Below are 21,722 nucleotides of genomic sequence, written 5' to 3'. Positions count from 1 at the left end.
ATTTGGAAAGAACATTTTTCAAAGATTTTTTAGAATTGTTTAACGTTTATTCCTTTATTTCTACTCTTTTAAACTTGAGATAAATCAGTATTATTCCAATGAAAATACCTAAAATCAAATATTTTATAAATTTTTTCATTTTTGCCATGAGTACATCCCCCCATTACTTACATAGTTAATACTCTCTACATATATTCAAGTTTTCCTGCTAAAAATTTATCAGGCACTTATACTTTTGTATAGCTCTAAAAATATCTCGAATTGCTAAGAAATTCCAGAATATTAAAAATATTATACAATGCTAAAACTTCAATATTACAGTTATCCATGCCATCCAGCGCTTTTTAAAAGTTATAAAAGGGGTAATAAAGCTTCAGTTAAATATAGTACTGTTACTTTTTGTAAAAATAAATCGAGGGGAAGTTTATGAAGATAGTCGGGATACAGTCAAGCCCAAGAGGCGAGCAGAGCAACACTTTGAAACTTGTAAACGCCGCTCTTGAAGGAGCCGCAGAAGCAGGAGCAGAGATCGAATCAATTGATATTGCGAAGATGAAGATTAATTACTGCATGGCATGCAATTCCTGCCATAAGACAGGAGTATGCGCAATAAAAGATGACTTTGAGCCTGTACTGAAAAAGTTGCTGGCTGCCGACGGTATAATTTTGAGCAGCCCCAATTACATAACTAATGTTACAGCCCAGCTAAAGACCCTGTTTGATAGAAGCCCGCTTATCGTCCACGAACAACTCTTTGACGGAAAATATGGCCTTTCCTTAACAACCGCAGGCAGCGGTGAAATCGATTTTGTGCTTGGTATAATGGATAATTATATAGTGCAGTGCGGAGGCAAAGCCATAGGGGGAGTGGGCTGTGTAATGTCAGAAGGTCCTTCGGCAATGGAAGAAGCTATTATAAAATCGCGTGAGATGGGTAGAGATCTTGTTAAAGCGATAGAGGAAAAGCGGCAATATCCTGAACAGGAAGCAAGACAGCAAGCCTGGAGGGAGCAGTTCAAACACGTAATTCTTGCCAACAAAGAGGACTGGACACATAATTGTGATTACTGGATGGAGAAAGGCTGGTTAAAAGAATAAAATTTCGCATAGAATTATCCAATTGGTTTACCGGTGGTTAATTATGTTAAAGCCTGAAGAACTGGGAAAAAAGCTTACAGAAGCCGGCAGGTTAAAATTACGCCCATTATGTGTTTACGGGACGGATGAGATCCCCGAAGGAGCTGTTCCGTCATACACTGTAGACCGATGTGTAGCAAAGGCGGTTTATATTTCCGCTCTCTTTAAAGAGACACCTCCCCTCTATATTGAAGCAGGTCATGAGCAGTGCTGCGCGGGTGGACTGGTATGGACTGGATTCTCAGAACCGCATCCAAAACTTAAGTACTTCGTGACTGTGGGCACGCCAGATTTCCGTGGAGGCGCTGCTGAACATTTGAAGGCAACTCCTGAGCTGTTCGATGAACTGATAAAGCGAGCAGGAAAAATTCTTCCGCACGGCAAATACACGGTTATTGCTCCGTGTACTGCCGAGATCGAACCTGACATTGTCAGATCATATATTGTCTTTGCAGGCGCAGAGCAGATAAGAAATCTTTGTGGGCTGGCTCAATTCAGCAGTTCTGATCCCTTCTTTAAAACCATAATCCCAGGTGGGCCAACCTGTGCTACCATGATTACTTTCCCGGCTGGCATGGCTGATAATGCGCCGAAAGACTCGGCTTTTGTCGGACCTGTCGATCCAACAGGGAATTCCTGGCTGCCTCCGGAATTAATGATAATGGGCATTCCGTCTGGGCTGGCGCAGCAGATGGGAGCTGACCTGGAAGAATCCTTTATCTGCAAGCGAAGCAAGATAGCGTATCCTGATAAGCGTACAGATATAAAATATCCGTAAAAGGAAGATATCCGTAAAAAGGCTTGAGCTAGAGAAATTATTTAGATAGTACTTCTTCAGCATCTCTGGCTCCGGCTTCAACTTCCTTTTTGTATTGAGGATCAAACTGGAGTAAAAGGGCCTGAAACTCTCCGATGTGGGTTTTTTCCTCTTTTGCTACATCCATGAGGACGTCTTTTACATATGTATTTTTTGTTAAGTTTGCCATCTGCTCATAAAGGTTTATAGCATCAATCTCGGCGACGATCGCAGCTCTGATGATCTCTTTATCGATATCTTCTTCAGATACGCTTTTAATATCGACAGGTATTTTGGATAACAACTTATTCCCCCTGCTTACGTATATGAGAATATAAAATAAATATTTTTACCTGATCCAGCTTTTTCACAGTTTTAGCCTGGATAACTACTTTCTCAGCCCAAATGGCTCCCACAGGACACTTTAAATGTATCCAGATCAGGTGTTGAAGTACAATCACACAAGTATCCAGATCAGATATTGCAAAGTTCTCAGATCAGCCATAGCTGATCCTGTAAATTGCATTATTCTTATCATCCGAGACCAGCAAAGCTCCATCAGGCATTACAAGGACATCCACAGGTCTTCCCCAGGCTGCAAGCCCCTGGAGCCATCCTTCAGCAAAAGGCTCGTAACTGACAGGCGTTCCGTTCTCAAGCCTGACAAGAGTAACTCTGTATCCGATTGGGATTTTCCGGTTCCAGGAGCCATGTTCGGCGATAAAGATCTGATTTCTGTACTCTTCAGGAAACATTGTGCCTGTGTAAAAGGTCATTCCAAGCGCAGCCACATGCGGGCCCAGTTTCATTTCTGGTGGCGTGAATTCCGAGCAGTTTCTGAGCTCCCCGAATTCCGGATCTGGAATGTCTCCCCCGTGGCAGTAGGGGAAACCAAAGTGCATTCCCTTTTCAGGTGCCCGGTTGAGCTCGTCTGGGGGTATGTTATCTCCAAGCCAGTCCCTTCCATTATCAGTGAACCATAATTCTTTGGTCTCAGGATTCCAATCAAAACCAACGGTATTCCTTATCCCTTTTGCATAGATCTCAAACTGGCTTCCATCGGGTTCCATTCTGGTGATTGTCCCATACCGTTCATCTTCCCCTTCCTTATTACAAATGTTGCAGGGCATCCCTACAGGCACATACAGCTTCCCATCAGGCCCGAACTTGATATACTTCCAGCCGTGAGCGCGGTCGGATGGAAAACTATCATTAAGCACAACAGGTTCGGGCGGATTTTCAAGCCTTGCTTCGATATTATCATACCGGATTATCCGGGATATCTCAGCAACATATAACGAACCGTTCCTGAATGCCACTCCATTTGGCGAATCCAGACCCTCAGCAAGCACAATTACTTCATCAGCTTTACTGTCATTGTTCCGATCGAGGATTGCATAAACCTTTCCTGCACCCCGGCTTCCGACAAAAAGCGTGCCGTTCGGGCTCAGAGTCATTGATCTTGCATTTTCCACATCCTGTGCGTAATAATCAATGGAAAAACCAGGCGGAAGTTTAATAGATTCAAGCTCTGCTCCATTTTCATTACATACACCAATTGGTACAATTCTCAGGACGGCATAAGCTGCGAAAATAAGTACAATTGCAACAAAAACCCCAAATATTATCTTTGATCCTTTCATTTCCCCCACCATCTTGAAATTAGCTATTGTACGGGCTGTTGTACAGGAGTCTTTACTGTCTCACAACGCCACCTGCAGCTAATTTTATTGTGATCTTTTTATTGTGATCTCAGGAAAAGTTGCCCTGTGATACTTTTTGGTTTTCTCAGTACCCTTTCAAGTTAGTTAATAGCCCTTTTTCTCTGGAGATTCTGCCTCTTCGAAAATGACCTGTTTTTAATTCTCCTGCTCTGCTTTAATAAAACTCCCCCATCTGAAATCAGAGAAATACAGATTGAAAAGATTATCCCAATTATATATTATCGGCTTTCTAGAAATGCTTTTTTAAACATATTTTAATCATGTTAATACTTTCACCCGACTTCCTTAAACCTTTTTTATATGTTTTATCCTATCTCAGGGTGATGCCTGCCTCCAGTTCGAGAATAAATGTTCCGGAAAGGCGAATAATCTTCCATGTGGATATGGATAGCTTCTTTGCATCAGTAGAGATCAGGGAAAAGCCGGAGCTCAAAGGACTGCCTGTAGTTGTGGGTTCTGACCCGAAAGGAGGCTCTGGAAGGGGTGTTGTAAGCGCATGCTCGTACGAGGCGCGAAAATACGGGATTCAGTCCGCAATGCCGATCTCACAGGCTTACAGGCTCTGTCCAGATGCGGTCTTTTTGCCTGTGAACATGAAACTGTACGCAGATGTCTCTGCAAAAGTGATGGAGCTTTTAAAGGGGTTTGCAGACAGGCTCCAGCAGGTCAGTGTGGATGAAGCCTATCTTGTGCCGGGTCCCGAAATCAGGAATTTTGAAGAAGCTGCTATATATGCCCTGAAGATAAAGGATGAAGTCCAGAAGCAGGAAGGAATTACCTGTTCAGTAGGGATCGGACCGAACAAGCTTATAGCTAAAATTGCATCCGGTTTCCAGAAACCTGACGGGCTTACCGTTGTCAGACCCGAAGATGTAAGGGAATTTCTTTTTCCCCTGCCTGTCTCAAAAATTCCCGGAATAGGGAAAAAAACCGCTGAGACCTTGAAAATAATGGGAATTACCAGAGTAAAAGAACTTGCAAACTGTGACGTGCAGTTCCTAACTGAGAAATTCGGGAAAATGGGGCTTCGCATGAAGCAGCTTGCAAATGGACTGGATTTTGGGGAGGTCCGGGAAAACAAAAGTATAAAATCCATTAGCAGGCACGGAACCTTTGCCGAGGATACGAATGACCCCGTAAAAATCATCGGGTCTCTGAACCTGCTTATAGAAAGCGTGCACAGATCTCTCCTGAAACACCGTTTACTTTTCAGAACTGTAAACCTTACCGTACGCTTTGAAGATTTCTCAACCTACACCCGCTCAAAAACCATTCCAATCTGGACCTCAGACATTTTTGTGATGAAAAGAATCTCCATGCAGCTTCTCTCAGAATTCATAGGAAACCGAAAACTCAGGCTTGTAGGCATAGGCGTTGCAAAGCTCCGCGAAAGAGACGAAAAACAAACCCTGATTACAGATTTCTAAATGCAAGATTCCTCACAAGCCTTTTTGTAAAAGGGTTGCAGCTCAACGGTTTTGGTCAGGCATTGCGCAGGTTCTGGATCGGCACATACATTTTATAATAGGAGATCCAATCTAGATCCAATGAAAAATAATCTAAAGATGGCTCTGGCTCTTCTCATAATTATTGTTCTGACTGTAATCATTATTTACGCTACACTTCCGTATCTAAACTATATCTTCGGAGCCTTCATCCTTTTCACAATATTTCGACCTCTTTATCAGTTTCTCGTAAAAAAAGTCAAAATTCGGAAGCAAATCGCAGCCGTACTGGTGATAATAGTTTCCATCTTTGTTGTACTGATTCCTTTTTACTTCCTTCTGAGTATGATTGTCAGCGAAATCCAGCAGCTTATACTTAATCAGGAAGCCATTATTGCGTCTATTGAATCTGGAGCTGTCTTTGCAACTAATTTTCTATCAAGGCTGAATATTCCTTTTGATATGTTCCAGACCAAAATAGAGGAAAAAGCAATGGAGCTTGCCTCACAGGCTGTCAATTACACAAGCCTGTTTATTCTGGGCTCAATCCAGAGCCTGAGCCACCAGTCAATTGGGTTATTGATAATGTACTTTCTGCTTTACTACCTTTTTACCGAGGAAGATTCGGACTTTATGCGTCAGGTCACAGTTGCAGTCCCTTTCAATGAAGAAAATACAGCCACTCTGCTGAACGAGTTCAGGAGAATTGTCCGGACAACTCTTACAGCCAGCGGGGCAGTTGCCCTTGCCCAGGGTGGAGTGCTGACAATTGCATTTCTCTTCTTCAATATCCAGGGAGCTTTTCTCTGGGGCGCGATTGCAGCTGTTCTGTCCTTTTTACCTCTTGTCGGAGCAGCTTTTGTCTGGATTCCTGCAGTTATTGTCCAGTTTTTCCAGGCTGACTATGCGGCGGCGATTGGTATACTTGCAGCAGGACTCTTCATAAGTGTACTTGATAACTTCCTGAGACCCATGGTCCAGAAAACGGTTGGAAAAATCCATCCTCTTCTGTCCCTGCTTGGAATTGTAATAGGGGTGTCCCTCTTCGGGCTGATAGGAATTGTTATAGGTCCCCTCCTGCTCTCCTACTTTATTCTGACCGTACAGATGTTTTCCAGGGAGTATCTTTCCTGAAAAGGGTAAAAATGTGCAGGTTGACGTGTCGAAGAAAAAAGATCAACAAAGCTCCTTTCTACAGTAAATGCTCCTATAAGAAGAACTTTTATTCTTTCAAGCATAGGGAAAAGTATGCAGATTGAGATCCTGGGATGTGAGTCTTTTGGAGCAAGGTCACTTGCCTGTCTTGTAAAAACGGATGAGAGGACGGTTCTGATCGATCCTGGAGTTGCACTTGCACGCTTGCGTTCAGGATTGTTTCCACACCCGATAGAGGTTGCTGCGGCTTTCAGGATAAGGGAAAAGATTCTCTCTGCATTTGAGGAGGCTACGGATGTTGTTATCAGCCATTTTCACGGGGATCATATGCCAATGAGGGCTGAGGATCCGTATCAGCTGCCAATGGAAGCTCTCCCTTCCCTTGAGGGGATAAATTTCTGGTGTAAAGGTCCAGCAAAAATCTCAGCTCTCTCTTCAAAGCGGAGACGTGAGCTTTCGGATTTTCTAGGTTTTCCTCTTCCTGCCTCGGAAGGCAAAAAGTCTGGCAGTATGGAGTTCTCTCCTCCTGTTCCACACGGGGCAAGTGAAAAGGGCTTTGGAAATGTAATGATGACCCGGATCTGCGAGGGAGATGAGGTTTTTGTCCATAGTTCCGATATCCAGCTTCTGCATAGGGAAGTAGTACTTAAATTACTCGCCTGGGAACCCACATTTGTTTTTGCCTCAGGTCCCCCTATTTATCTTTCACATCGCGTGCCTGAAGCCGGAAAAGAAGCCTCTGAAAATGCTCTCCTTCTGGCAAGGCATGTAGACACCCTTATTCTTGATCATCATCTGCTCAGATCTTTTGAAGGGTATAGCTGGTTAAAAGAGCTTGATGAAAAAGTTGAAAACCGAGTCCTATGCGCTGCAGAGTTTATGGGAAAAGCCCCTGAACTTCTTGAAGCCCAGAGAGAAGCCCTTTATGAAAAAAAGCCTGTACTCTCAGGCTGGCATGAAGCCTATGCCTCTGGTAAAGCAGGTTTTGAGGAATATCTCTGACATTCAGGTTTTCTAGCACCCTGTTCTGTTAGGGGGTCTCAGTGTAATTGTCTATGTTATTAATCTGTTCAGAGCGCTGTTCGTAATAGTCGTAGAGTTCTTTTCCCCACACCAGAGATCCTGGCTCAAAGCAAAGTATATATTTCCTGTCAAATACCGTACTTTTCGGGAAAAGAGCCATTGCCATAAAGTTATCAGCTACTGTGATAGCAGGAATCCTCTCACAATCAGTGCAGGTAAAAAGTTTTGCATTTTCTTTTTTAAGATACTGCTCGGTCTGTTCCCTATAATCCTCAACCCACCTTTTCAGGACGGATTTGGGTAAAACAAGCGATATTGGTATTCCTTTCTCGGCAATTTCCAGGTAAAAAGAAGGAAAAAGGGGATGGAAGTAAGGAAGTACAGCATCAAGCTTTTTTGCCAGCTGAACATTTTTGACATATTCCGGGATCATCTCAAACATGTGGTCTATCTGAGGTTCAATTATGGTACAGTGCCCGAGCTCGTAAATTCTTCGAAGGAGAAAGTCTGGAATCTCGCTCATTTCCCGGTCTGCCCAGTAATCCACATTTTCTTCGAGAAAGGCAAGCGTATCTACAAGTGGCTTCATCTTCTCAGCCACAACTCTGCCTATCTCGCTTAACCTGTAGAGGTTTTTTTCCTGAACTACCAGGTGCTGTTCTTTGAGCTTTTTTACCTGCGGCTGGACTGCGGTTGCACTGGCATTAAGGGCTTTTTTTATTGTTTCAATATCCTTTGGTCCCTCAAGCAGAAGAAGCAGCACATTCTTTCTTTTCTCAGATAGAAGAATCAGGTCGAGTAGAGTACTATCCATATTATGCACCTTGACCTGCTGCCTGCAGGCTTGTAATATATAGGAGTTCCAGAAATCTAGAAGTCTCAGAATCTAGAAGTTCAAGAAATCTAGAAATTCTAGAGATCCAGGAAAGCTTAGTAATAAAGGAAGATTCATACCGGAAACTGAGTATGAGCCTTATATTTATAAAAACTTGAAAATTAATAGTTAATATATTTTTCTCTCCATTTTATGAACATTATGCATTTTTGTGAAATTATTTTTCCTTTTAAGTATTTTTTTCTCCCCAGGAAATTCAATTTAGAAATTCAATTTCAAAATGCATATTTTGTTTAATGGACTATCTATCTGCCAATACCTAATATTTAACTAACTTACATGTGAGCAATAAAAAGAGTATGCCAACAAGCTTTAACGCCTGTTAAATAGCGTTTTTCCCAAAAATGGTCCGCCTGTTCTTTCAAACCCTTATAAGCGAACCTTTTTTGGGATGTAATCCTTTTCAGTTTCTGGGGGAACAATTCTTTCTTATATCTTTTTTTCGTGCCATTTACATGTCTTTTCTTATTACCCAGCATTCTTTGTTTCCGACTTTGCATTCAAGGCTTCATAGAATTGCAGACCTAACAGCTATACTAACAGCTATAATAAAATTTGCAAGTACGTCTTAATTCTCTCAAACATAAATAATTATTTGTTAAGGAAGTAATAAAGCTAGCAGAAGGCATAAAGGTTGAAGCATAGTGCTTTAAGGCAATAATTATAAAATCGCATTTGTTAAAATGGATGAAAATATTTATTGGCTTACATTCTCAACCTTGATGGATGTATAAAACATATTCAGGAAATAATTGAGCTTGTTTAACCCAGCCCGCGGGCATTGGCTCTTTTAACCTGTTGGGTTATGTCCTCTATAATGCCCTGGAAATGGGTAATTTCCCCTTCTTCATTGCGCTGAATAAAGGTTTTTTCGTCAACCCAGCGGACTTCAGCGTTCTGCGTAAGGATCCGGTACCGGCGATTGAATTCCCTTCCCCCTTCCTCGCAGTTCTCCTCAAGTTCGAGTTCCACAAGAAGCAGGTCTTCAGGATGAATAATTTTCCCATAAAGGACTCTTCCGGAAATGAAGTCCTCAGGGGTATACCCAAATTGCCTGACATTCTCGGATACATACACAGTGGGCCAGTATTTTTCAGCTTTCCAGAGAAATACTACCTTAGAACTGTTGTTAATTACGGCTTCAAGAGCTTTTTGCCGTTCAAGCAGAACCTTTTGCTTTTCCATCAGGGCTTTCTGGCTTTCAAGCGCGTCCCTCAGCGCTTTTTCATTTTTTATTTCCTGAGTAATATCTCTGATTATTCCCTGGAAACTTGCTACATTCCCGTTTTCATCACGGTGAATAAAGGTTTTTTCTTCTACCCACCGGACTTTTCCCTTCCCTGTAAGAACCCTATACCGCTGTACAAAACTCTCCTGCCCAGTTTCGCAACATCGTGTAAGTTCCTTTCTAACCCGGTCTACATCCTCGGAATGGATAATATCTGCATACATTATCCTGCCAGTCAGGAAATCTTCCGAGCTGTACCCAAGCTGGGTTACATTTTCGGAAACGTATTTTGCAGGCCATTTCTCGTCCGGGGCCCAGAGAAAAGCCATAATAGGACTGTTATTAATTACGGTTTCCAGAATTCGCTGCCTTTCGAGTGCTTCATCAAGAATAAGTTCATCGCTTTCAGCTAGCTGATTGAATCCCATGACTATTACCTCCACAACCCTTCATATCCAAAATCCTTTAACCGCCCCAGGAAAAAATGTACGTCTCAAATCCTCAAGTATATAATATATTTTGACATCTTATAAATTATAGCTTTTTGTTCACAGGAGAAATATCATGGATTCCAAGCTTGCAGCAGAAAATAAAGAGAATGTCGGAAAAAGTGGAAAGTCAGGAAAGGAAACCCCCGACATTATACAGCAGGCTAGAGAAGAATATGGGAGATATTTCGGGATCTGCGGCTCATACTATCACCTTAAAGCCTGTATCTGCAAAAGCTGTCCTTCCTATTCTGGCGGCGCAGGGATGTTTTGTTCCAGCGGCAAATCATTAGGACAGGAAAAAAAAGAAGGCTGCTTCTGTGGAACCTGTGAACTTTACAGGAAATTCCGACTAGAAGGGGAATACTTCTGTATCAAAGCCAAAAAGATCTGAACCTGCCAACGAGAAAAGCCTGAGTTCTCCCCAGGAAACAGCAGAAAAACCCAGCATGCAGTGGGAAGACAAGATTTTGCGTGTTAGATGAATAAAAAGGCTCCTCTTTTCAGTTATCTGGCTTGAGAATTTTAGCTGCAATGTTTAGAGTTTTTTATAGGATTTGGGTTTACAGCTATCGAACTTGAGACTCTAACTACCGGATTTGAGACTTTCAACTATGAAATCAAGTATTCTTTCAACTATGAAATCCAGTATTCTTAATTATTAGACTTTTAATTGCCTGATTCAAAATTTCCTTTTTTACGAGATCTTAAGTTTTAATTAATCAGATTTGAAGCTCAATAAAAAAATCCCATTGAAAATTTTAATATGCTTAAAAAAGCTCACAGCTTGAGTTTTATCCATCATGTCAGTCAAAACGCATGAGCTTTTCAAATGCACCTGTAACGCTCCAATTCTCGCCTTTTTTGAAAAAGCTTTACAGGTTAGGCTAAATAATTCAGGATATATAAAAATAAATCCTATAGATTTTTAAGATTCAATTTTTCTCTTCGGTCATGGGAGAGTTTCTGAGATCTATGGAGGTATAAAAAATGGCAACTAAAGAGGAACTTATTCAGGAGCTTTCGGATGCAGTCGTCTCCTGTAAGAAAGATGCAGTAATTGCTGCGGTCGAGAAAGCGAAAGAGGTCATGGAGCCTTCCGAGATAATTGAAAAAGGACTTTCTGCAGGCATGAATCAGGTAGGAATTCTTTTTGAGAGAGGGAAGCTTTTCCTGCCCCACGTAATGATGGCTGCGGATGCAATGACAGCAGGGGTTAAACTGCTTGAAGCTGAACTTCCGGTAGGGACCGAGAGTAAAAAACTCGGGGTTATTGTGAACGGCACGGTCGAAGGTGATGTGCACGACATTGGAAAATCAATCGTGTCCACAATGCTCCAGTCTGCTGGTTTTGAAGTGCACGATATCGGACGTGATGTTCCAATCAGGAATTTCGTCGAAAAAGCAAAAGAAGTCAATGCTGATATGATTGGGCTCTCCGCCCTTATGACCACAACTCTTCAGGGGCAGAAGGAGGTAATCGAGCTTCTCAAGGAAGAAGGGCTCAGGGACAAAATAAAAGTCATGGTAGGCGGTGCACCTGCAACCCAGGCATGGGCGGACAAGATTGGTGCAGACTGCTATGCTGAAAATGCGAGCGAAGCCGTCGCAAAAGCAAAAGAGCTGCTGGTCAGGGAGTGAGAAAAAAATGGCAACTGAATACTTCTTGCGTATGGGAGACGGGAAGAGAATCTTCCTTACAAAAGATAAGATCATGGAGGAGATTGAGGCAGGTACTGGAAATGCTGCCGACCTTGGTGAAATCCCTGCTCTGAATGCCAATGAAATCGACAAGCTTGCTGAAATCCTCATGATGCCCGGCAAGGCTGTGAGTGTGGAACAGGGCATGGAAGTTCCTGTAACGCACGATATAGGTACTATAAGGCTCGACGGTGACCAGGGCAATAGTGGCGTTGGAATTCCTTCAAGCCGTCTTGTTGGGTGCATGATGCACGAGAGGGCTTTTGGTGCCGACACAATGGAACTGGGACACATTGACTACAGTTTCAAGCCTGTAAAACCTGTTGTTTCAAACGAGTGCCAGGCAATGGAAGTCTGCCAGCAGAACATGATTATTCCGCTGCTTTACGGTGCAATGCCCAATATGGGACTCTATTATACCCCGGATGGTCCTTTCGAGAACCCTGGTGACCTTATGAAAGCTTTCAAGATTCAGGAAGCCTGGGAATCAATGGAACACGCTGCAGAACATCTGACAAGGGACACGGTCTGGGTTATGCAGAAACTCTTTGCCTCAGGAGCCGATGGGGTCAATTTCGACACAACAGGTGCAGCAGGAGACGCTGACGTGTACGGTACCCTCCATGCGGTCGAAGCCCTTAGAAAAGAGTTCCCTGATATGTACATTGAAGTAGGAATGGCAGGGGAAATGGTGCTTGGCATGCACGGAAACCTTCAGTACGATGGGGTGACCCTTGCAGGTCTGTGGCCTCATCAGCAGGCTCCTCTTGTTGCAAAAGCCGGAGCAAACGTTTTCGGTCCTGTCTGCAATACAAATACCAGCAAAACCTCAGCCTGGAACCTTGCCCGTGCAGTTACCTTCATGAAGGCAGCTGTGGAAGCTTCTCCAATTCCCTGCCACGTTGATATGGGCATGGGAGTCGGCGGAATCCCCATGCTTGAGACTCCTCCGATTGATGCAGTTACGAAAGCAAGCAAGGCAATGGTCGAAATTGCAGGCGTCGACGGCATATAGATCGGGGTCGGCGACCCTCTGGGTATGCCGATCTCCCACATAATGGCTTCTGGTATGACAGGAATTAGAGCTGCAGGCGACCTTGTTGCAAGGATGCAGTTCTCAAAGAACATGCGCATAGCCGAGGCAAAAGAGTACGTGGCAAAGAAACTCAGGGTCGATGTCATGGACCTTGTAGACGAGCATATCATGCGCGAGCTGCGTGAAGAACTCGATATCGGTGTGATTACCTCAGTCCCTGGAGCCGCAAAAGGCATTGCTGCGAAAATGAATATCGAAAAGCTGCTCGGTATAAAGATAAATTCCTGCAACGTCTTTAGAAAACAGATAGCCTGAACCAAAAACTCCGAAATAGCTGCAAGGATATGGAAAAGTGGGTATAAATCTTCTGTAAATATTTCTCAGGTTTTTCCTGAGAAATGTTATACTCAAGCATGTTTTCTGGTGATATTTCCTTGTAATATTCCTGAAAAAGAATTGAATTTCTTTAGAATACCCACTTTTTCCTTTTGCAGCCTTTTATGAATCGATTTGTGCTGTAGGAGCTGTACAAATCGTCAAAAGATGTTAAAAAGTTTATAGGAGTGTGTTTAAAAATGAATGACGAAAACGGTGAAGCCGGAGGGCTTCAGCGAACAATTGACTGGAGACAAGGTCTTGCAATTGCTCTGGGGGTTCCTGTGCTGATTCTTCCTTCCATAGGTTATTTCGCAAACTATGTGTGGGCCTTTGCGATAATTATATGGGCACTATCAGTCTTTCAAGGTTTTATGCAGAACTTTGCCTACGGAGAGCTTGCTACAATGTTCCCGAAAGCATCCGGGCTTCCTGGATACGCTCAGAGTGTTTTTACGAGCCGGAACGCAAACACTAGGTACGACCGGAGCAAACTGCTTGGAGGCTTCAGCGCCTGGAGCTATTGGTTTGCCTGGAATCCTGTGCTTGCAATCTTCTCGATCCTGATTGGGAGTTATCTAAAAGGTCTTATTCCTGCATTTGCAGATGTACCTGACCTGGCTATGTATCTTACATCTGGTGCAATCGTATTCTTATTTCTTATTCTAGTCAATTATCGAGGACTCTCGGGCGGAGCAACGCTCGGGTATATTCTTGCCGTGCTTTCTCTTGCCCCCCTGATTGTTATTTCCCTAGCTCCCTTCGTAACCGGGCATATTGAGATCAGCAACATTACCGGCGCCTGGCTTCCCACAGACTGGAGCTGGGATATACAGCATATCCTGATTCTGCTAGGACTCATGGCAATGGCACAGTGGAGCGCCTGCGCCTGGGAAACCGCAGCAATTTACGGGCCTGAATATAAGCAGCCTAAGTCAGATGTTCCAAAAGCCCTCTTTATTTGCGGCTCGATCTGTCTTGTGACCTTTATTCTGGTTCAGGCAGCCTGTACTGGAACCCTGGGAATTGAGGGGATCCTTGCCGAACCGTTCTCTCCCATGCTGCCTTTAGCTCAGATTACCCTGGGTCCCATAGGTGGGGCTCTGGCAATCCTTATGCTAATTGCGGCAATGATTCTCATTATCCAGACCGCCTTTCTTGGAGCTTCAAGGGCTATGTATTCTATGGCTGAAGAAGGAAACCTGCCAAGCTTCTTTGGCAAAATGAACACGCACGGGACTCCGGTTAATGCAATGATTGTCATTGCCCTCCTGAATATGGGTTTTATCTTTCTGGGAACCCCTGCTGCCATACTGGCAGCGTCAGCCATAGGTTATGTCTGCGCAAATGGGATCAGCCTGCTTGCGTATGTAAAGGCAAAAATTGACCCTAGATTCTCGAAACTCGAAAGACCCTTCAAAGCCCCTGGAGGCTGGCGATATGTAGCCCTATTCTTTGGGCTGTTTAACCTGCCTCTATGTCTTATTGGACTAGTATACCTGAACAGCCTTGAGGTAGGCTGGGCTTCCACAATCGTGGGTTTTGTCGTGCTTACTCTCTATCTACCTCTATGGTTCTATTCTCAGAATGAAAACCAGACAGCTTTAGAGATAGATACGTCCCCTCAGGGCGAGTCCATGGTATAATGTGTTTACCGGATACAGATAGGAATTTAGAAACATGTGGTTGCAGGAGATAAATTTATTGCGCCCTGAAATCTCATGTTTTCTTTATTCATAAGAATTAAATATTTTTGCAAATATATTCTAAAATAAGTTATTAGTTTTGTATTAAATTGTTGTATTAAATCGGCGGCGTAAAATCGGCGTATCGGTGACAATCTCATAGACCTAAATACCAGTGCAGGGTCATGCCAGAGACAATAACCCTGCCTGGGAACTGCTGTTTATTTTAGCAGTTTTAAATTGGGGTTTTTTGATTGGGGGTTTTTATTGGTGGGGTTTTCTTGAAAGACTTCAAAACTGAATACGTTTTTTCATTTCTTTTTTGATGAGTTCTCAAACTCGAATGGTTTTTGAATCTCAAATCGCTCGCAGGTTGAGTTTACTTTACTGTGAAAACCTGCTTGCTTTCAGTACATACTGAGGATTCAGTATTTTCCTGACGGTGTGTTATATGAATTAAATATATTTAGCCCAATCTATTAAGTTTCTTCAACAACTCCGGGTCATGGAGCTGATCCCTGATAATACCTGTATCATTAGATTTTTCAATAGCTTAAAAATTTACAAGATCTTAAATTCAAACGATACATAAAGGTTGTCAGATCCACCTGAAAAAACCTGGGAAAATAAGCTGACAATACAGAACGAACCAGAAAAGGAGAAAAATAAAGGGTGAAGGCAGAAAAAGAGGAAAGAAAAAGGGAAGAAGAAAAAGCACTGAAGACCGGAAATATCTTTTTATATCTTTTTGTTTCTTAAATGTGTCCGGTTTTGGAGGTACCCGAAAGCTATGACATTCCCACGTGCCACAGCTTTCAGGTATGCTTTTTATGCATTTGTAGGGGTTCGGAGTAGAGAAAATTTCCGCTTATCAAGCCTGAAACTTTCTTCTTTCGTTTTTTCTCAGAGATTCTTCAGTCAAAGCTATGTTCCAGCATACAGTGACATAAATCTCTGAGTAATCTGCAGCTTTTTGATGCAGTAGTTTTTTGGTGTTTCTAAAGTTTCACTTTTTAACTCGTTTTTAGTACGCCATTTTTTTCGTTTTTATGTCATTTTTCACTTTCTTATTGCCATTTTTAACAGTTTTAGTGGTCACTTTAACCCGTTTTTATTTCCATTTTAACCCGTTTTTATTGCCGTTTTAGTCCGTTTTTATTGCCATTTTAATTCCGTTTTATTACAATTTTAATCCGTTTTTAGTGACCAGCTTAGTTCTTTTGCCATTTTTTAGTCGTTTTTAGTGTCATTTTTAAGCTTTGTTTGCCTTCTATGAGGTGTTCGTCATTTCTTCAGGCAATTTTCTTATGTTGGATTTATTTTATGCTGGGTTTGTTCTGTTGCTGGTAAGTGATTTATTTATAGTTTTGATAATATATAGCCCGATCCACGTAGCTCATGCAAAAGTTTCAGGCAAAAGAGAGAGCTATATGCAGGTTCTAAAGTAAAGAGATTTTTCAATGCTATTGAAAATTTCAATAGAATAAATAAGACCATGAACTATTTTCAAAAGCATGACTCAGGCTTTTTCTAAATATATTTTCTTATCTAACATAATCTTTTAATAAAAGTGCTTCTAATAAATATCGAGCAATGAGTTCATCTTTATGCGATACAATCTGGCTTTCTGAAAAAAGGAAAAATCTCCTTCTCTTGCTTATGGAAGGACCAAGGGACATTGAGCAAATAAAAACCTCTCTCAATGTGACATCAAAGGCGATGATGCCCCAGATTAAAATTCTTAAAAAGCAGGGCTTGATCTTCCAGAAAGAGAATATCTATATGCTCTCGGAGATTGGGAAGCTTGTCGTGGGAAATATGCTTCCTCTCCTGAACACACTTGAGGTCATAGAGGAGAACAAGGAGTACTGGGCAAGCCGGGATACCAGCGTCATACCCCATGAACAGTTTATGCGGCTTGGAGAACTGGGGGAATGCATGGTAATCGAACCCGATCTAAACCATCTGTTCGACCTTCCAAGGGAGTTTACCGAGAATCTCATAAAATCCAGATGCATCATGAGCTTGATCTCTTACTACCACCCTCTTTATCCTTCGCTTTATTCCAGGCTTGCAAAAAGCGGGGCTGAAATGGAGGTCGTGCTTACTAAACCCGTATTCGAAAGACTCAGAAACGATTGCATGGACGAACTCGAAATCCTGCTCAACTCCGAAAACACAGTATTTAAGGTCTGCGAGGAGAATCTCCAGCTTCCAACGATTGCTGTTACTGAAAAGTTTATGTATCTCTGCCTTTTTGACAGGCAGGGGAAATATGACCACAGGAAGGTAATGAGCTTCGATGCCAGCGCCCTTAAATGGGGCAGGGAACTTTTCATGCATTATAAAGAGCTGTCCCGAGAAGTGATCGAAATCTAAAAACCGCCTAGTCCGTACAGTCAGAGCAGGAATTAGTCTCCCCTTTCTCCTTTATAACTAGCTGGAGCTTAATTATGAGATCTAAAAATTTCCCCCTGAAATCAAAGCTGGTTATTTATATCGTTGTCGGGGTTTTTCTTGTACTTGCGGTCTCTACAGCTGTAATTATCAATACTGTCACTTCCCAAGAAGAAAAGCTGGCTTATCAGAAATCAATCGAAATGGCAAGCAATTATGCAAACCAGTTTGATGCCGATATGAAAGCTAATAGTGCAATTGCAAAGACGCTTGCCCTTACGATGGAAAATTATGAGGCTTCCAACAGGACTGAGGTAGTGAGTGTTCTTAAAAATATTCTTGAGAAAAACCCGAACCTCATAGGGGTTTACGTGGGATATGAGCCGAACGCCTTTGATGGCAGGGATGAGGAGTACGTCAATGCCCTGGGACACGACGCAACAGGCAGGTTCGTCCCCTACTATAACAGGATAAAGGGAAATGTTACGGTTGAACCCCTGCTGTATTATAACCGGGATGATTATTATCAGCTGCCCAAAGCAAGAGAAGAAGATGTCCTGACCGAGCCGTACTTTTATGAAGGGATATTCATGGTAAGTCATGTTTCCCCGATATTCAGGGACGGGAAATTTATCGGGATAGGGGGAGTAGATGTACCTCTGGAATATGTAGACGAGGAAGTGAGCGAGGTCCGAGCTTTTGACACGGGATATGCCTTCATGGTAAGTAATACCGGCGTTTTGCTCTCTCATCCTGTACGCAAGGATTGGATTGGGAAAAAGAACCTCTACGATTTTAATTCGGAAGAAATAAACAGAGCCGCAGGTGAAATAAAAAACGGAACAGGGGGATATATCGAGATCAAAGATCCTACCACAGGTAAAAATGTTGTAATGTTTTATGAACCTGTGAAAACCGGGAATTTCGCTTTTGTGCTTGTAATCCCGAAAGAGGAAATGCTTGCAGGTGTTGTTGATCTTCGGAACAGGCTACTTGTCATCTCTGCAATTTCTATCCTGTTTATGGCAGGCCTTGCATATATGATCGCCCTCTCCATCACAAGACCGATAGATAAAATCGTTCGGGATTTCAAAAGTATTGCCCAGGATGCTGTTAAAGGAAGGCTTGATGTCAGAGCGGATACTGATGTAGAAATTGATTTCAGGGAAATCCCTATAGGCCTTAACGAGATCCTTAAGGCTGTAATTGTTCCTGTCAGGGAGACTATACGGGTGACCAATGCACTCGCAAGAGGAGAGTTAAAAGAGAGGGTAAAGGTCGATGTACAGGGAGAGTTCAGGGAACTCGGAAATACACTTGATAAATTCTCCGAAACCTTAAACCAGATAATTGACGACTCAAATGCAGTCTTTACTGCTTTTCAGCAGAATGATTTTAAGCGGAAAATCCGCATAAACGGGCAGGGCGATTTCAAGCTACTTACGGATGGAATCGAAAAGACGCGTCAGGCTCTTGATCTGGCTACTACCCAGCGTATAGAGGCAGAAAAAGCCCTTCTGGATTATGCAAAAGAACTTGAGCGTTCTAACCAGCTTAAGGAAGAAATGGAAAAAGTAATAAACACAAGTCCTGTAATTGTGTTTCTGCGGAAGTATGAACCCATGTGGCCCGCGGAATTCGTCTCGGAAAACATTACCAGGCTGGGTTATGACGTAGAGGACTTCACCTCGAAAAGGCTTCGTTATGGTGATATTGTACATCCCGAGGATATTGAAAAAATGAGTGCCGAGGTTAAAATGCGTGTTGAGACCGGCTGTACGGACTACACCTCGGAATACCGGATTCTCACAAAATCAGGGGAAGTCCGCTGGGTTGACGAAAGGACGTTTGTCCAGCGCAGCGAGGACGGAGAGATCCATCTTCAGGGTATTATCCTTGATATAACCGATCATAAGAAAGCTGAGGATGCCCTTCTCAAGATGGAGGAGATCCGTAAAAAAGAAATCCATCACCGCATCAAGAATAATTTGCAGGTTATTTCAACGCTCCTGTACCTTGAATCCGGAAACTTTACGGATAAAGATGTAATTGAAGCCTTCCGAGACAGCCAGCACAGGGTCAAGTCGATGGCACTTGTTCACGAAAAACTTTACCAGTCCGAAGATATGGTGAGCGTAGACTTTGCAGATTATATTAAGAATCTTGCGGATTATCTTTTCCAGTCCTATTCCCTTGACAGCGGGAAAGTAAGCTTGAAACTGGATATTGATAAGGTTTTTCTGGGCATGGATACAGCGGTTCCTCTTGGGATAATTGTCAATGAACTGGTCTCAAACTCCCTCAAACATGCTTTTGCTGGGAAAAAAGAAGGAGAGATTTATATTGAGCTGCGCAAAAGTAAAGAAGAATGTCTCTCTTGGCAGGAAGAAGACCCTGGGAACTCAGGAGACAGAGAATCCAGTCGCCTGATTAACGGGATTAATGATCTTAAAGGTGCAAAAGATAGCAAAGAAGACAGGTTAACTCTTATAGTAAGAGATAATGGCAGGGGCTTTCCTGAAGAACTTGATTTTAGGGACACGACTTCCCTGGGACTTCAACTGGTAACAACGCTCGTGGATCAGATTGATGGGGAAATCGAGCTTGACAGAAGCATGGGAACCGAGTTCAAAATTAGTTTTTCCAGAAGATGAAGCCCTGAAATAAATGAAAAATGGCAGAAGGAAGAAAAATGGCAGAAGGTAGAATTCTCGTTGTTGAGGACGAGCATATCGTCGCAATGGGTATAAAGAGAATGTTAAAGAGCCTGGGATATACGGTTACAGGTGTGGCTTCGTCTGGAAAGGATGCCATAAGCAAGGCAGAGAGCACTTTCCCTGATGTCGTACTTATGGATATCATGCTAAAAGGCGACATGGACGGCGTGGAAGCTGCAAAGGAAATCAGGGAAAGGTTTAATGTTCCTGTTGTCTACCTGACTGCTTATTCCGATACTAATATTCTTGAGCGGGCTAAGAAAACCGAACCTTTTGGATATATCATAAAACCCTTTGACGAGAAAGACCTGCACAGCAGCCTCGAAGTAGCCCTGCACAGGTACAGGAAAGAAAAAGAGAAACTGGAGATGGATCAGGAAAAGTAATCAGAACAACCCAGCTAAAAAGAAAATCAAAATAAACCAGCAAGAAGAATCAGAATAAATCAGCAAGAAAAAGCTTGGAATATCTAAGCAGAAGGAAAAATAGAATAATCCAGGGAGAGATTCGATAGAATATTTATTCCTGCGAGATTTTTAAGAAATCCTGGTATTCTTCGCCGCTAAATCTACTTTTTTTTCTTTAAAGGCACGAGAACTTTTTCTTTTATTCTGGCGCCTTTATTCATGTGTCTTTTTATAAATTTCTCTTTTGATCTTTTTTCAGATTTCGTTTGGGGTCTTTTTCAGACTTCGTTTAGGGGTTTCTTTGTGTGAGAGAGAAATGAATATCGGCGAATACTATTCTAGTATGTGTACAAAATAATTTATTCACTTATTTTTAATCAGCTGAACTAGGGATGTAATTGTAATTTATGCTGATTTCCATGTATCCGCAACTCATACATAATATTATATATTGATAGATAGTATTTCAAATTATAAAAGAAGTATGCTTAACACTAAAAATGCCATATCAAAAGTATTGGTTTGAATATCTTCGCTAAACATTAAAGAAAAGATATTAGGCGGATTAAAAAGAGATTATATTGAGTTATAATGTATTTTATTACATCTATCCGATTGTAATTTCCTATATTCTGCGTTACCGTTTAGATATTTATATAATCAACTAAGTAGCACGAATCACAAAGAAAATATATTTTATTCTTATAACAATTGATTTAATCCGGGTTTTCAGGATACTTTGAGTCTTTCATTGAATTCGATTTTTCCCGATAGTGAGATTAAAATTTTTAAATGAATAAAAATATCCTTTAGCCCTTGAAAAATCCCTTCAATTTTGCCTGGGACAGGGGCAGCATAGATTTCCTTCCTTTCGGCATATGCTATATGGTGCAGGTTATATACCTTGATTTATATAGGGGCGTCTGCAGGTATAGATAAAGATTGACAAGAAACACGATTTAAGCCTGAGACGGTCAGGAAGCCTGCTAAAACCCGGCTCTGAGGAGTTGAGATAAGGTGTAAGAGTAATGGTAGAAGGGAAAATTCTGATTGTTGAGGATGAACACATTGTTGCAATGGGAATAAGGGCAATGCTGAAGAATCTGGGATATACGGTTACGGGTGTGGCTTCTTCAGGAGAGGAAGCCATTAGTAAAGCTGAAAGCACCAGACCTGACCTTGTGCTTATGGATATTATGCTTAAAGGTGACCTTGACGGCATAGAAGCTTCGAAGGAAATAAAAAAACGCTCTGGCATTCCAGTCGTTTACCTTACAGCCTGTTCCGACCGTAAAATTCTCGAAAAAATCTGGAATACCGGATCCGGGTATATTATAAAGCCATTTGACGAAAAGGATCTGAAAAATGGTATTGATCCTGTTCTTATGCAGTACAGATTGGAGAAGAAGAATGTCAAAAGAAACCCTGAGAAGCTTCGGGAAGATTCAGGAAGGCTCAGTACTCCTTCGAATTTCCTTTCCAGCTCTGAAAGACCAAAGTAAACTTTGAGAAC

The 21,722-nt window shown here is 42.2% G+C and carries 16 protein-coding genes and 1 pseudogene; 13 read left to right on the top strand and 4 right to left on the bottom strand.

All coding sequences use genetic code 11. The annotated features are described in order from the left end of the window. Positions 1-426: 426 nt before the first annotated feature. Both MSTHT_RS02670 and MSTHT_RS02665 read left to right on the top strand, forming a co-directional pair. Positions 427-1,098 carry a flavodoxin family protein gene (locus MSTHT_RS02670; protein WP_048166449.1) on the top strand — a complete coding sequence of 224 codons (672 nt, stop codon included), beginning with the start codon at positions 427-429 and terminating at the stop codon, positions 1,096-1,098. Between the two features lie 43 nt (positions 1,099-1,141). Beyond that, positions 1,142-1,915: a DUF169 domain-containing protein gene (locus MSTHT_RS02665; RefSeq protein WP_048166448.1), complete on the top strand. Its 774-nt coding sequence runs from the start codon at positions 1,142-1,144 to the stop codon at positions 1,913-1,915. 37 nt (positions 1,916-1,952) lie between these two features. On the opposite strand, the gene MSTHT_RS02660 is transcribed toward MSTHT_RS02665, so the two are convergent. After that, the gene (locus MSTHT_RS02660) at positions 1,953-2,237 is read right to left on the bottom strand and encodes a ferritin family protein (RefSeq protein WP_048166447.1); all 285 of its coding nucleotides are present in this window, start codon (positions 2,235-2,237) and stop codon (positions 1,953-1,955) included. 193 nt (positions 2,238-2,430) lie between these two features. After that, positions 2,431-3,576, bottom strand: a complete 1,146-nt coding sequence (locus MSTHT_RS02655; RefSeq protein ID WP_048166446.1) for a PQQ-dependent sugar dehydrogenase — start codon at positions 3,574-3,576, stop codon at positions 2,431-2,433. A gap of 404 nt (positions 3,577-3,980) precedes the next feature. On the opposite strand from MSTHT_RS02655, the gene dinB reads away from it, so the two are divergent. The 3 genes from dinB (at position 3,981) to MSTHT_RS02640 (ending at position 7,259) form a co-directional block, all read left to right on the top strand. Continuing rightward, the gene (gene dinB, locus MSTHT_RS02650) at positions 3,981-5,084 is read left to right on the top strand and encodes a DNA polymerase IV (protein ID WP_181952234.1); all 1,104 of its coding nucleotides are present in this window, start codon (positions 3,981-3,983) and stop codon (positions 5,082-5,084) included. Between the two features lie 120 nt (positions 5,085-5,204). Next, positions 5,205-6,236: an AI-2E family transporter gene (locus MSTHT_RS02645; protein WP_048166445.1), complete on the top strand. Its 1,032-nt coding sequence runs from the start codon at positions 5,205-5,207 to the stop codon at positions 6,234-6,236. A gap of 114 nt (positions 6,237-6,350) precedes the next feature. Continuing rightward, positions 6,351-7,259: an MBL fold metallo-hydrolase gene (locus MSTHT_RS02640; RefSeq protein WP_048166444.1), complete on the top strand. Its 909-nt coding sequence runs from the start codon at positions 6,351-6,353 to the stop codon at positions 7,257-7,259. 28 nt (positions 7,260-7,287) lie between these two features. On the opposite strand, the gene MSTHT_RS02635 is transcribed toward MSTHT_RS02640, so the two are convergent. Together MSTHT_RS02635 and MSTHT_RS02625 are read right to left on the bottom strand one after the other, a co-directional pair. Continuing rightward, positions 7,288-8,094 carry a helix-turn-helix transcriptional regulator gene (locus MSTHT_RS02635; RefSeq protein ID WP_048166443.1) on the bottom strand — a complete coding sequence of 269 codons (807 nt, stop codon included), beginning with the start codon at positions 8,092-8,094 and terminating at the stop codon, positions 7,288-7,290. Between the two features lie 843 nt (positions 8,095-8,937). Then, on the bottom strand, positions 8,938-9,831 hold the full coding sequence (locus tag MSTHT_RS02625; protein WP_048166441.1) for a PAS domain-containing protein: 894 nt from the start codon (positions 9,829-9,831) through the stop codon (positions 8,938-8,940). A gap of 136 nt (positions 9,832-9,967) precedes the next feature. Between MSTHT_RS02625 and MSTHT_RS02620 the strand changes: the two genes are divergently transcribed. From MSTHT_RS02620 to MSTHT_RS02580, 8 genes and pseudogenes are all read left to right on the top strand, one after another. Beyond that, positions 9,968-10,285 carry a DUF2769 domain-containing protein gene (locus tag MSTHT_RS02620; protein ID WP_082086732.1) on the top strand — a complete coding sequence of 106 codons (318 nt, stop codon included), beginning with the start codon at positions 9,968-9,970 and terminating at the stop codon, positions 10,283-10,285. Positions 10,286-10,881: 596 nt separating this feature from the next. Beyond that, the gene (mtbC, locus tag MSTHT_RS02615; protein ID WP_048166440.1) at positions 10,882-11,532 is read left to right on the top strand and encodes a dimethylamine corrinoid protein MtbC; all 651 of its coding nucleotides are present in this window, start codon (positions 10,882-10,884) and stop codon (positions 11,530-11,532) included. Between the two features lie 7 nt (positions 11,533-11,539). Beyond that, a pseudogene (gene mtbB / locus MSTHT_RS02610) lies at positions 11,540-12,943 on the top strand ([dimethylamine--corrinoid protein] Co-methyltransferase). A gap of 260 nt (positions 12,944-13,203) precedes the next feature. Next, the gene (locus MSTHT_RS02600; protein ID WP_048166437.1) at positions 13,204-14,649 is read left to right on the top strand and encodes an APC family permease; all 1,446 of its coding nucleotides are present in this window, start codon (positions 13,204-13,206) and stop codon (positions 14,647-14,649) included. A gap of 1,632 nt (positions 14,650-16,281) precedes the next feature. Continuing rightward, positions 16,282-17,067, top strand: a complete 786-nt coding sequence (locus MSTHT_RS02595) for a helix-turn-helix transcriptional regulator (protein WP_048166436.1) — start codon at positions 16,282-16,284, stop codon at positions 17,065-17,067. Positions 17,068-17,141: 74 nt separating this feature from the next. Next, entirely contained in the window at positions 17,142-19,739 is a 2,598-nt protein-coding gene (locus tag MSTHT_RS02590; RefSeq protein ID WP_048166435.1) for a histidine kinase dimerization/phosphoacceptor domain -containing protein, read from the top strand. Positions 19,740-19,777: 38 nt separating this feature from the next. Then, the gene (locus MSTHT_RS02585) at positions 19,778-20,188 is read left to right on the top strand and encodes a response regulator (protein ID WP_048168325.1); all 411 of its coding nucleotides are present in this window, start codon (positions 19,778-19,780) and stop codon (positions 20,186-20,188) included. A 1,049-nt stretch (positions 20,189-21,237) separates the two neighbouring features. Next, positions 21,238-21,711 carry a response regulator gene (locus MSTHT_RS02580; protein ID WP_048166434.1) on the top strand — a complete coding sequence of 158 codons (474 nt, stop codon included), beginning with the start codon at positions 21,238-21,240 and terminating at the stop codon, positions 21,709-21,711. Positions 21,712-21,722: the final 11 nt, after the last annotated feature.

This window comes from Methanosarcina thermophila TM-1, from assembly GCF_000969885.1.
GTDB lineage: Archaea > Halobacteriota > Methanosarcinia > Methanosarcinales > Methanosarcinaceae > Methanosarcina > Methanosarcina thermophila.
Note: the sequence above shows the minus strand (reverse complement) of the source record. Positions and strands in the feature narration are given on the sequence as shown.